This is a genomic window from Yersinia mollaretii ATCC 43969, from assembly GCF_013282725.1.
Lineage (GTDB): Bacteria > Pseudomonadota > Gammaproteobacteria > Enterobacterales > Enterobacteriaceae > Yersinia > Yersinia mollaretii.
The window spans coordinates 704,020-716,396 of record NZ_CP054043.1 but is presented as its reverse complement, the minus strand read 5'-3'; the positions used below and the strand labels follow the sequence as shown (position 1 = coordinate 716,396).

Sequence of the window (12,377 nt, the reverse complement as noted above, 5' to 3'; positions counted from 1 at the left end):
TCACTTGAGTGCTATATGGGTATCATGACATGTGATTAACTTATCACTCTCTCCTCCTGCCACAAAAGGCGAGAGTTTTTCTGTATATGCTGAATAAATAATTTCTTACTAATAACTGAGCTTTTAAAATATAAGTAATAATTTATGTCGAGATTAATATCTTTATCGAAGCTGATGTTTGATACGTGGTGTGACTCTTTTCTTAAATTAAAATCATCCGAAGTAATGGAGATTCCCGCCCCTTTTTCAATCAAATTATAGCGAACACGTTGATCATCTATATGTAATATTTTTTCTCTGTACCCTTGCTGTTTCATATGTTCTAGATATTGTTTAAAGCTGCATGATGCGGAAAACATGTTACTTTGTAAAAAAGGGAGCTGTTTTAAGTATTCATACTTATCGGGCAATTCATCTAAATGTGAGGCATATAACAAAATGGCTTTGCAATGAGTGACTAATTTCACGTCTAAATCACAATCTTTTATCTCTTTGGTGCTTAGGATTGTATCTAGTTGATTTATATCATTTATGTTTTCTTGTAGTTCAATATTGCAATTGTTCAAAGCTAAAAAGTAATCACATATAAAACCTGCATACTCAGATTTTAACTGATGAGTCCCGATATTAATGGTGCCACTTTTTTCTCTTTTGTAGGCGGTACTCAGTTCGGTTAAACGTGTGTATGTGGGGATAATATCCTTATAAAAATTACTGCCTTTTTCTGTTAATTTAAGCCCAGTTGTTGTGCGGGTAAATAGTTTGAAACCCAGTTCGTCCTCAAGTATTTTTATACTCCTGCTCATCGGCGGCGGAGTTGAGAATAATTTAACGGCCGCATTGGTTAGCGAGCCTTCTTGAACCGTGGTAATAAATACGAGCAAGTTTTTTGATATAAACATATGCACCACTTTTTGGTTATCAAATGCGCTATATGCAATCTGAAATATATAGGACTCTATGCGCCGTCGTCTATTCCATATATTAGAATGATTGCGTCTTGTTTGGTCAATTTGTGGGAAATCGGTGATTGCTAAGGGTAGGGTTGGAATTAGGAGTTTTCTTATTATTGGTGATTTATATTAGAGAAAGTTCTTATTTTTTAAAGACAGTTTTTGTCTTGATTGGAAACCGATTTCCGTCGGATTGTTATTAGGCTTCTTGATCAATAAAAGCCTAATGATAGGTTAGCGATAGCCCTGATATACCTCAGCGACGCGTTTAAAATATTCGGTGAGATAATCGATACAGACTTGAACCTTGAGTGGCATTTTGTCTTTTTCGGTATAGAGCGCGTATACCGGGCGCGGATCAGAGTGGTATTTCTTGAACAGCACTTCCACTTCGCCGCGTTTAATCTCCTCTATCACCCACATTAATGGTGCATAGGCGATACCTGCGCCCGCTTTAAGCCAGCGGATCATGGTTTGTGAGTCATTGGTGACAAAGCGGCCTTGCGGCGATATTTGTGTGGTGATGCCCTCTGGTGCGATCAGCTCGAAATTACTGTCTGGCCTGACACTGTATTCCAGCCAAGAGAAGTTGATCATATCACTCGGTTTTTCGGGGGTGCCATGTTGCAGCAAATAGCTTTTAGCGGCACAGACCACCATCGGCATTGAGCCGAGACGGCGGGAAAATAGCCCCGAATCTTGCAACGCCCCCACCCGAATCACCACATCCAAACCATCGGCGATCAGATCCGGTGCCGGAATGCCGGTGACTAAATTCACGGAGAGGCCGGGATACTCTTTCAACATATCTGCGGTCATGGTCGCCAGCACATTTTGTGCCATGGTGGATGAGCAGCCGATTCGCAAGGTGCCAGTGGGCGTATTGTTAAAGGCGTATAGCTGCTCATGCACCTCTTGCACCTCCTGCAACATGCGCCGACAGCCTTGATAATAGATTCGGCCCGCTTCGGTCAGGCCAATGCGGCGGGTGCTGCGGTTCAGCAGCTTAACATTCAGTTCGGTTTCCAGCTTTGATACGGTCTGGCTGATCGACGACACACTCATCTCCAACTGCCGTGCGGCGGCAGTAAAAGATCCACACTCAACGACTCTGGCAAATACAGACATCCTTTTTAATCTTTCCATTTTTTTGCCCTATCTGGTTTGTTCATGCTGTCTGAAGGGTTCATTCTGCATTGATTGTTAACTCTAGCTTAAAAGTGATTTAGATCACACATTGTAGATAAGTTGATAATAAGCAGGCTAATATACTGCTGTCGGGAGAATAGTCTGATGTTTGAAAAAACGTGATATTCGAACACGAAAAGTTTGAAAGCTACGTAGTCGCGGTGTTTCCTCACCTTGCCCCAGTTGCCGTCATACTGATTATCCAAGTTTACCCTATAAGTTAATTTTAGGGCTGCGGCTTTTGGCCGTGGTTGGATGAGTTTACCGCGATGTCTTATTATTAACTCAGCCTGTTTTACCGACATTGAATAGTTTCACTGACATTGATTAGTTTCACCGGCATTGAATAACAGAAAGGATTTACAGAATGGGTTTGCTTCCGGTGATGGTGATTTTCGGCCTCTCTTTCCCGCCGATCTTTCTTGAGCTGCTTCTCTCGCTGGCACTTTTTTTTGTCGTGCGTCGTGTGCTGCAACCAACGGGTATTTATGAGTTTGTCTGGCACCCAGCACTCTTTAATACTGCGCTGTATTGCTGCCTTTTTTACTTAATTTCCCGTCTCTCATCTTGAGGTTGCCGTGAGTACTTTTTCATTAAAAATCATCCGTGTCGGCATCACCTTACTGGTGGTTTTACTGGCGATTATTGCTGTTTTTAAAGTGTGGTCTTTTTACACTGAATCACCGTGGACCCGTGATGCTAAATTTACCGCCGATGTGGTGGCAATTGCCCCAGATGTCAGCGGTTTGATCACGGATGTCCCGGTGAAAGACAACCAACTGGTGCAGAAAGGCCAAATCTTATTTGTGATTGACCAACCCCGCTATCAGCAGGCACTGGCCGAAGCGGAAGCGGATGTCGCCTACTATCAAACGCTGGCTGCTGAGAAGCAGCGCGAATCCGGCAGACGGCAACGGCTGGGGGTTCAAGCGCTGTCACAAGAGGAGATCGACCAATCCAGCAATGTGCTGCAAACCGTGAAACATCAACTGGCAAAAGCCATTGCAGTGCGTGATTTAGCTAAGCTTGATCTGGAGCGCACCACGGTGCGAGCGCCTGCACAGGGCTGGGTGACTAATCTGAATGTCCATGCGGGGGAGTTTATTAACCGAGGCGCGACGGCGGTCGCCTTGGTGAAAAAAGACACTTTCTATCTTTTGGCCTATCTGGAAGAGACGAAGTTAGAAGGGGTGAAACCGGGCTATCGAGCGGAAATTACCCCGCTGGGCAGCAACCGCATTCTGCATGGCACTGTTGATAGTATCTCCGCTGGGGTGACCAATAGCAGTAGCAGTGTCGATAGCAAAGGGCTGGCGACCATCGATAACAATTTGGAATGGGTGCGTCTGGCGCAACGCGTGCCCGTGAAGATTCGTCTGGACAGCGAAGATCAGCAGCATCCCTACCCCGCAGGCACCACCGCGACAGTCGTGATCACGGGAGCGAGTGATCGTGACCCCAATCAGGCATCGCCGATGATCAAGTTGATGCATCGCCTGCGCGAGTTTGGCTAAGATGACCAGCCCGACTTTTATCCGTCTGCGCTTTGCCTTTAAGCTGAGTTTCGCCATTGTGGCGGCACTGTTTCTGGGCTTTCATTTGCAGTTGGAAACGCCGCGCTGGTCGGTGCTGACCGCCGCGATTGTCGCCGCTGGCCCTGCTTTTGCTGCGGGTGGTGAGCCATTCTCTGGCGCGATTCGTCACCGTGGCTGGCTGCGCATTATCGGCACATTTATCGGCTGTATTGGTGGTTTGGTTATTATCGTGCTGACCATCAGAGCGCCAGTCTTAACCCTGATGCTGTGCTGCCTGTGGGCGGGGGTGTGCACTTGGATCTCATCACTGGTGCGGGTCGAAAACTCCTATGCGTTTGGTCTGGCCGGTTATACCGCGCTGATCATTATTGTCACCACCGGTGAGACACCCCTGTTGACGCCGCAGTTTGCCGTCGAGCGCTGTAGTGAAATTGTGCTGGGGATCGTCTGTGCCGTGATGGCGGATCTGCTCTTCTCCCCGCGATCGATTAAGCAGGATATTGATCGGCTGGTGGATAAGGTTTTGGTGGATCAATATAAGCTGTTGCAGCTCTGTATTCGTCCAGCGGAAAAAACGGAAATCGATCGTGCGTGGAATGATTTGGTCAAAAATACCACTGCGCTCAATGGGATGCGCAGCTATCTGATGATGGAGTCCTCCCGCTGGCAGCGCTGTAACCGCCGTTTGCGGGTCTTGCACACCGAGTCACTGGCGCTGATTACCCAAGCATGTGAAAGCTATCTGGTACTGGTGAACCACCCCGATACTTTCACCCCTGAGCTGAAAGCGATGCTGAGCGAACCGGCATCAACACCCGCCGAGATTCGCCAGCGAATGAAGAAACTGCGCCAGTTTATTGGTGCCAGCCACAGTGAAGCGATTCCCCATACCATCAGTAGTTGGGTCGGTGCCGCGACCCGCTATCTATTGCTCTCCAAAGGCATCCACACCAACAGCAGCATCAGCCGAGTAGAGGAGGGCATTCTGACGGGTGACCTCCCGGTGAAGCATGTCTCAGCCGAAGGGCATCACGCGATGATCAATGGCCTGCGCACTGGCATTGCCACCGCGATTGGGGGGCTATTTTGGCTGTGGACCGGCTGGACATCTGGGGCGGGCTGCATGGTGATGATCGCGGTGGTCACGTCACTGGCGATGCGCACTCCCAATCCGCGCATGGTGGCGATCGACTTCCTACTGGGGGTGATCATGGCGCTGCCCATCGGGGCGCTCTACTTTATGTTTATCATTCCCGCCACCCAGCAAAGTCTGCTGCTGCTGTGCATCAGCTTGGGGCTGCTGGCCTTTATTATTGGTATCGAAGTGCAGAAGCGGCGGCTGGGATCACTGGGGACATTAGCCAGCACCATCAATATTATGGTGCTCAGTAACCCGATGGAGTTTAACGTCAGCTTGTTCCTCGACAGCGCCTTGGGGCAAATTGTCGGCTGCTTCGTTTCGCTGATTGTCCTGCTCTTGATCCGCGATAATGCCAAAGACCGCACCGGTAGAACTTTGCTAAATCGCTTTGTTTACAGTGCAGTATCCGCCCTGACCACCAATAAAGCGCGCCGCAACGAAAACCATCTACCGATGCTGTATCAGCAACTGAATCAGTTGTTGATGATGTTCCCCGGTGATATCGATAAGTATCGTCTGGCATTGACACTGATTATTGCCCATCAGCGGCTCAACAGCACCGAGATTCCAGTGAATGCCGAACTGAGTGCCTTCCATAAGCAGATCCGCTATACCGCTGATCGCGTCATTAATGCGAAAAACGATCAGAAACGGCGCTACTACTTCGCTCGGCTCTTGCAGGAGTTGGATCAATATCAGCAGAAACTGGTGGATTATCAGTTGCCTGACTCTGTTACCCTGCCAGTGAAGCGGCTAGCGGATATGTTGCATCGGTATCAGAGTGCGCTTACCCTTCGTCCTTGACGCCACAGGGTTGTTAGCTGCGCGCACTTACCCGAATCACTGACTTGGGTCAGCTCATCGGGATGCGTTTGCTGGCTGCCTACCTGTGACGCCAATGACTTTGGGTATCTCTGTTTATCCTTGACGCCACAGGGTTGTTAGCTGCGCGCACTTACCCGAATCACTGACTTGTCGTTGGCCTTACTTATATAGGCTCATCGGGATGCGTTTGCTGGCTGCCTACCTGTGGTACCAATGACTTTGGGTATATACTTCATAGGGAACGACCCTTCCTCGCCCCTATTAATGGGGCATCATTTCCCTAAGGAGGTTGACACGATGTCACAACAAAACCCCTTGCAGGACCAGCAACAGAGCGACGGCGTTTACCACATTGGTTATTTTGTCGGCGGAAAATGGTATCAGGCTCAAGAGACTTTCGACGTCCATAATCCCGCGACGGGCGAGTTAGTCGCCAAAGTAGCAAAAGCCGGTCAACAAGAGACCGAAGCTGCCATCAACGCGGCCAGTGAGGCATTTCCTGCCTGGCGCAAAAAACCAGCCAAACAGCGGGCAGAAATTCTCCAGCGCTGGTATCTGCTGATTATGGAACATCAGCAATCATTGGCGGAGATCATGGTTTCCGAGCAAGGTAAACCACTGAAAGAAGCATTAGGCGAGGTCGCTTATGCCGCCAGCTTTATTCAATGGTTTAGCGAGCAGGCCAAACGGGCCAATGGTGAAATCATTCCTCCGGCGAAAGAGGGGGCGCGTATCTTTGCCACCCGCGAACCCATCGGCGTAGTGGCGGCCATCACACCGTGGAATTTCCCGCTGGCTATGCTCACCCGCAAATTGGGGCCAGCATTGGCCGCCGGTTGCACTGGGTTGATTAAACCGGCTAATAACACGCCACTCTCCGCCTTTGCCTTGCTGGCACTGGCAGAGCAAGCGGGTGTCCCCGCTGGGGTGCTGAATGGCGTGGCGGGTGATACCCATGCGATTAGCAATGCCATCATGGCCAGTTCAGCGGTGCGTAAAATCTCCTTCACTGGCTCGACGGAAGTGGGTAAAACCCTGATGCGCAATGCCGCCGAGACCATGAAAAAGATCTCTATGGAGCTGGGGGGCAATGCACCCTATATCGTGTTTGATGATGCCGATTTAGATGCGGCGGTGGCGGGGGCTATCGCCTGTAAATTCCGCAATGCCGGGCAAGTCTGTGTTTGCGTCAATCGCTTCTATATTCAAGATGGCATTTACAATGCGTTTGTCAGCCATTTGGCCGCTGAAGTTAAAAAACTGAGAGTCGGCAATGGGATGGATAAAGAGGTCGATATGGGGCCGCTGATTAATATTGCCGGTCTGGAGAAAGTCGAAGATCACGTCAAAGACGCGCTCGAGAAGGGCGGTCGGCTACTGGTCGGGGGGCATCGCCATGAATTAGGCGGTAATTTCTTTCAGCCAACCGTGATTGCCGATGCCAATGAGCAGATGAAAGTAGCGTCAGAAGAGACCTTTGGCCCGCTGGCGGCGTGCTTCCGCTTTAAAACCGAAGCTGAAGTGATTAAGCGGGCAAATGATACCCCATTCGGGCTGGCAGCCTACTTCTACACGCAGGACCTGCAACGGGTGTTCCGAGTTTCTGATGCTTTAGAAAGCGGCATGATTGGTGTCAATGAAAGCTCGGTTTCGACGGAGCTGGCACCTTTTGGTGGCGTGAAAGAGTCGGGCCTAGGCCGCGAAGGTTCCGTGCTAGGGTTGGATGAGTTTATGGAAGTCAAAACCCTGCATCTGGGCAATTTATAATTTGGAAGGCGGAGGGTGAAGGAGAACCATGAATAAGCGAATTATCGCCATTTTGGGAGCAGCACTGCTGCTGGTGGTGGCTGCATGGCAAGGTATGGGCGGTGTCACGGCGCGTGATATCGGCCAATCAGCGGATCTGGAGCGCCCACCGCTATCGGCTCCTGCCTCTATCGAACAATTAACGCAACCTAAACCGGTGGCGAAATACCTACAAGCACACCATCGGCTGCCGGACTTTTACCTGACCAAGCAGCAGGCCCGCGAGAAGGGCTGGGACCCAAAAGAGGGTAATTTGTGTCAGGTGTTGCCGGGGCGTGCCATTGGCGGGGATCGTTTTTCTAACCGCGAAGGTCAATTGCCGCAAGCTAAAGGCCGCAACTGGCGTGAGGCTGATGTGAATTATCGTTGCGGTCATCGCGGTAGCGATCGGCTGTTGTACTCTAATGATGGCCTGATTTATCTGACTCAGGATCACTATAAGCATTTCATTCGGATGGAGTGAAAAGATGGTAAAAGTGGTATTCGATTTTGACCATATACCGGATCTTCCTGCATTTTACCGCGAATTTGCCCAAAAATTTGCGCTGAGCGAAGGTTTTGGAGCCAATCTGGATGCGCTATGGGATGTGGTCACTGGCGAGATAGCATTGCCGGTAGAGATTGAATTTATCCATTTCAATCACCGCCGGAAACGTCGTTTTGGGGCGATAGTTTTGCTGTTTGAAGAGGCAGAGGAGGAGCTGGCGGGGAGTTTACGTTTCAATATCGCCTAAATGAGAAGCTTATTGAGTCGGGAGCCGAGTTAGACCCGGCCCCGCCCGATTATTGCTTTTTCTCTGCCAATTCACGTAGATACTGGAAGATCTGGCGGAATGATTTTGGTGGCTTATTCGCGGCTTTCTCTTTTTGGGCATTACGCACCAAACTCCGCAGCTGCTGGCGATCCGCGTCTGGGTAGAGATCCAACACCGTGGGAATCGCATCATCACCCTCTTCAACCAAGCGATCGCGCAGCGTTTCCAGTTTGTGGAACAGCGAAATTTGCTGGTTATGACGGTTTTTCAGCTTATCCAAAGCGGTCTGAATCGGCTCTACATCGCGGGCGCGCAACATTTTACCAATGAGCTGAATCTGGCGGCGGCGACCCTCTTTCTTGATTTTTTGTGCCAGTTCAATGGCTGCCAGCAGATCTTCATCCAGCGGGATCTTCTCCAGCGCATTTTTACCCAGCTCCATCAGCTCAGTACCGAGATCTTTCAGCGCTTCGGCATCTCGTTTGATTTCACTTTTACTGACCCAGATAATTTCATCATCATCGTCATTTTTATCTTCTGGGACTTCATCTAGCCAATCTTCGGGCTGTTTGTTCATGGTCAAATTCCTTAAAAAGAGGCTAATCGTAGCAGGTTGTTTGCTTTCTGCGAAATTGTACAAAGATCTCTGATAGACTCAAAAGTATGGCGTTCTCTATTTTATCCGTGTAAGTCGTCGTATTACGACACTTTCCTGAACGATTATCTCATTAATTATGGCACATCGATGAAAGTAGTCACTCAAGTTGCAGAACAGCGTAAAACGCTGGAACAAGCTGTTGCACAGGCTTTGGAATTGGCCCGCGCAGGTTCTGATGCGGCCGAAGTTGCCGTCAGCAAAACCACCGGAATTAGCGTCAGCACTCGCTTTGGTGAAGTGGAGAACGTGGAGTTCAACAGTGATGGTGCGCTGGGAATTACTGTTTATCACCAGCAACGCAAAGGCAGCGCATCCACCACCGACTTAAATCCCGATGCAGTTGCCCGTACTGTACAAGCTGCGCTGGATATCGCCCGCTATACCTCGCCTGACCCTTACGCAGGGCCAGCAGAAAAATCGCTGTTGGCTTTTGAAGCGCCGGATCTGGATCTGTTCCATCCGAGTGATTTGGATGCTGAGCAAGGTATCTTGTTGGCTGCGCGAGCAGAACAGGCGGCATTGCAAGCGGACAAGCGGATTACCAATACCGAAGGGGGCAGCTTTAACAGCCATTATGGCATTAAGGTTTTTGGCAACAGTCACGGCATGTTGCAGAGCTACTGCTCCAGCCGCCATTCACTCTCCAGCAGTGTTATCGCTGAGCACAATGGCGATATGGAGCGGGATTACGCCTACACCATTGGTCGGCGAATGGAAGATTTAGCCAACCCAGAATGGGTGGGTGAAGAGTGTGCTCGCCGCACCTTGTCCCGCTTGTCTCCACGTAAACTGCCGACCATGCAGTCACCTGTGCTATTTGCCGCCGAAGTGGCGACGGGCCTATTCGGCCACTTGGTGTCGGCGATCAGCGGCGGCAATATTTATCGCAAATCCACCTTCTTGCTCGATCACCTCGGCAAGCAGATTTTACCTGAGTGGCTGACCATCGAAGAGCATCCGCACTTATTGCGCGGTCTGGCCTCGACGCCATTCGACAGTGAAGGTGTTCGCACGCTACAACGGGAAATCGTCAAGGATGGGGTGCTGCAAACCTATCTGTTGACCAGTTATTCCGCCCGTAAATTGGGGCTGCAAAGCACCGGACATGCTGGCGGTATCCATAACTGGCGCATTGCCGGTCAGGGGCAGGATTTCGCCGGGATGCTAAAACAGCTAGATAAAGGCTTGGTTGTGACCGAACTGATGGGCCAAGGGGTGAGCACAGTGACCGGGGATTACTCCCGTGGTGCTGCGGGCTTCTGGGTTGAAAATGGTGAGATTCAGTATCCGGTGAGTGAGATTACCATTGCCGGTAACCTGAAAGAGATGCTGCGCAATATCGTGAGTGTCGGCAGTGATATCGAAATCCGCAGTAACATTCAGTGTGGCTCCGTCTTATTACCGGCGATGAAGATCGCGGGCGAATAATAACCCTCCTGTCATATTCTCGTTCCATCTCCGCCTGTAGCAATACGGGCGGTTTTGTTTGCTCATTTTCCTGACATGGTAATCTTCCCCTGCACAAGTGGATGTTTTATAGTCAAAGGAAATGATGATGCCGGTATTGATGCGGGGAAGTTCAAATATGATTGTGATGCCAAGTACTTATAGTCCCGCGACTATTGCCCGAGAATTTAAGATAGTTCATGAATTTGAGTTATCTGGCATGGAATACGCAGTTGTTTTCGATATAAAGGTTCCTAAAGCGGCCATTATCCGTATGAATGCAGAAAGTTTTAATGGGATACCGCGTCATAGGGTTATCGCGGCTCTTGATCTGGTGGCAAAGCAGGAGTTAGGGGATAACGTCATTTCAGTTCATCGCTTTTGGCAAGATTCGGTACTTTTTCAAGTCGAAGGGATGGTGATTAATTTAGATGAGCGAGGCAAAGGATTGGCTACGTTGCTCTATGAAGTCTTAGTGCTTAAGTGTGGCATGATTTTAATGAGTGATAATAAGCAGTATGAGGCAGGTCAGGCGCTGTGGCAGAAGATTGCACGGGAGTCCGATAAGCTAGCGGTGTTTATCTTAGATTCTGAAGTGGGCGAATTTTACCCCTACAGTGGTGACCGAATTCCTTATAACGGCAAAAGCATTCCAGAAGAAAAAATCTGGAGCCGGCATCCCGATACCTCGAAATGGGGTGTCATTTTAATCGCAGAAAATAGAGAAAAAATTTCCGCTTATTGCTGACTTATCACTGTTCACTCCTGTGACTCCTTCGCACACTTTCTGCTTTTATCAACTGGCAATAAAAAATCATTGTCAGTTTGACCTCCCATTGCCTATGTTAAGTAGGAGCAATGTACAAATGATAAGTATTGAGTGAACAATAATTATAAGGAATGTGCGAATGGGTAAGAAAATGATGGCGTTGATGGCGGCGGTGTTACTCAGCACCAGTACGTTAGCAATGGCGGCCAGTGTGGCGGATAACATGGATACCATTGCCGAGAATTACGGCAAAGTGTTGAAGGCGGACTCTACTGATGTGATCAAGCAAGGCTTAGCGGCGATGCGTGTGGCGGCACTTGATGCGCAGAAGGGCATTCCTACCAAGTTGAAGAGTAAAGCTGAAGACAGCCCAGAGGTGAAAGATTTCCGCCATGGTCTGGACTTGCTTATCGGGCAGATTGATGGTGCGCTGGCATTGGCGGATCAAGGCAAACTGGATGAAGCGAAAAAAGCCGCACAAGATTTTAAGCCGACCCGCGATGCTTACCATAAGAAATACCGCTAATTCTGGAGACAGCAGACTGCTGGCGAACCCCAGTGACTCGATCTTAAACGGTGAGGGCAGTCGGAAGAGTAAAGCGTCCGCGCCAGGGATGGCGCGGCTCGAGCCATCAGGGACGCTTATTTTTACAAAGGGAAGACGGCGTCTTTACGATCCGCCTGTTCTCGCCGCCGCTGACACTTTTTCAATAATCTCAGGGTCATGGCCTTGGGTCATTACCCTTATTACCGCTGATTAGCGGTGGAATTCACCCGCCGCTTCTGGCTGATACAACAACTCCAGCACGGTAATGCGAGTTTCATCCCCCCCCGGCAGTTTCCAACTGATTTCGTCATTGACGTGCAGCCCCAGCAATGCCGCGCCCAGCGGTGCCATCACCGACAGTTGCTCATTACTGTCTTTCAGCGAGGCGGGATAAACCAGTGTGCGGATATGCTCTTCCTGATTGTTGAGATCGCGAAAACGCACACGGCTATTCATGGTCACCACATCTGCCGGAATGGCATTGGGTGGCAGAATCTCTGCGCGATCCAGCTCTTCATTGAGCGCTTGTGCGACCACAGTACCGGCAAAGGCCGGTTGCGCCAGTAACGCATCCAAACGCTCAGCATCCAGCTCGTTAATCGTGATGGTTGGCTTGGTCATACCACTCTCCAATTCAATTTCAGCAAAACATAAAAACAACACCCCCACGCCATAGGAGAGGGGGTGTTCGAAAATAACTTTAATATTGATCTGATATTAGGCGCTTCCGACTAGAAAAGAAAGAGATCCGGAT

13 protein-coding genes are annotated in these 12,377 nt (G+C 49.7%); 9 read left to right on the top strand and 4 right to left on the bottom strand.

Annotated elements, in window-relative coordinates; all coding sequences use genetic code 11:
- Positions 1–35 precede the first annotated feature (35 nt).
- Both HRD69_RS03160 and aaeR read right to left on the bottom strand, forming a co-directional pair.
- Complete coding sequence (locus HRD69_RS03160) at positions 36–902, bottom strand: LysR family transcriptional regulator (protein ID WP_004875779.1); 867 nt, start codon at positions 900–902, stop codon at positions 36–38.
- A 285-nt stretch (positions 903–1,187) separates the two neighbouring features.
- Entirely contained in the window at positions 1,188–2,099 is a 912-nt protein-coding gene (gene aaeR / locus HRD69_RS03155) for an HTH-type transcriptional activator AaeR (protein ID WP_004875780.1), read from the bottom strand.
- A 409-nt stretch (positions 2,100–2,508) separates the two neighbouring features.
- Here aaeR and aaeX point away from each other — a divergent pair, with 409 nt between their 5' ends.
- The 6 genes from aaeX to HRD69_RS03125 all read left to right on the top strand — a co-directional run bounded on the left by aaeX (position 2,509) and on the right by HRD69_RS03125 (position 8,182).
- A complete protein-coding gene (aaeX, locus tag HRD69_RS03150) occupies positions 2,509–2,712 on the top strand; it encodes a p-hydroxybenzoic acid efflux pump operon protein AaeX (RefSeq protein ID WP_004875781.1) in 204 nt (67 codons plus the stop codon).
- 7 nt (positions 2,713–2,719) lie between these two features.
- Complete coding sequence (gene aaeA, locus HRD69_RS03145; protein ID WP_004875782.1) at positions 2,720–3,655, top strand: p-hydroxybenzoic acid efflux pump subunit AaeA; 936 nt, start codon at positions 2,720–2,722, stop codon at positions 3,653–3,655.
- Position 3,656: 1 nt separating this feature from the next.
- Positions 3,657–5,621, top strand: a complete 1,965-nt coding sequence (gene aaeB / locus HRD69_RS03140; RefSeq protein WP_004875783.1) for a p-hydroxybenzoic acid efflux pump subunit AaeB — start codon at positions 3,657–3,659, stop codon at positions 5,619–5,621.
- Positions 5,622–5,939: 318 nt separating this feature from the next.
- Positions 5,940–7,409, top strand: a complete 1,470-nt coding sequence (locus HRD69_RS03135) for an NAD-dependent succinate-semialdehyde dehydrogenase (protein ID WP_004875784.1) — start codon at positions 5,940–5,942, stop codon at positions 7,407–7,409.
- A 28-nt stretch (positions 7,410–7,437) separates the two neighbouring features.
- Entirely contained in the window at positions 7,438–7,911 is a 474-nt protein-coding gene (locus tag HRD69_RS03130) for a ribonuclease (RefSeq protein WP_004875785.1), read from the top strand.
- Between the two features lie 4 nt (positions 7,912–7,915).
- Positions 7,916–8,182, top strand: coding sequence for a barstar family protein (locus tag HRD69_RS03125; protein WP_004875786.1), 267 nt, complete (start codon positions 7,916–7,918; stop codon positions 8,180–8,182).
- 49 nt (positions 8,183–8,231) lie between these two features.
- Here HRD69_RS03125 and yjgA read toward each other — a convergent pair whose 3' ends face one another.
- Entirely contained in the window at positions 8,232–8,780 is a 549-nt protein-coding gene (gene yjgA / locus HRD69_RS03120) for a ribosome biogenesis factor YjgA (RefSeq protein ID WP_004875787.1), read from the bottom strand.
- Between the two features lie 168 nt (positions 8,781–8,948).
- Between yjgA and pmbA the strand changes: the two genes are divergently transcribed.
- The 3 genes from pmbA (at position 8,949) to cybC (ending at position 11,602) form a co-directional block, all read left to right on the top strand.
- Entirely contained in the window at positions 8,949–10,289 is a 1,341-nt protein-coding gene (gene pmbA / locus HRD69_RS03115) for a metalloprotease PmbA (protein ID WP_004875788.1), read from the top strand.
- 121 nt (positions 10,290–10,410) lie between these two features.
- Positions 10,411–11,055, top strand: coding sequence for a hypothetical protein (locus tag HRD69_RS03110; RefSeq protein WP_004875789.1), 645 nt, complete (start codon positions 10,411–10,413; stop codon positions 11,053–11,055).
- A gap of 160 nt (positions 11,056–11,215) precedes the next feature.
- Complete coding sequence (cybC, locus tag HRD69_RS03105; RefSeq protein WP_004875790.1) at positions 11,216–11,602, top strand: cytochrome b562; 387 nt, start codon at positions 11,216–11,218, stop codon at positions 11,600–11,602.
- 231 nt (positions 11,603–11,833) lie between these two features.
- Here the strand turns inward: cybC and rnk are convergent, their stop codons facing one another.
- On the bottom strand, positions 11,834–12,244 hold the full coding sequence (gene rnk, locus HRD69_RS03100; RefSeq protein ID WP_032815605.1) for a nucleoside diphosphate kinase regulator: 411 nt from the start codon (positions 12,242–12,244) through the stop codon (positions 11,834–11,836).
- Positions 12,245–12,377 lie beyond the last annotated feature (133 nt).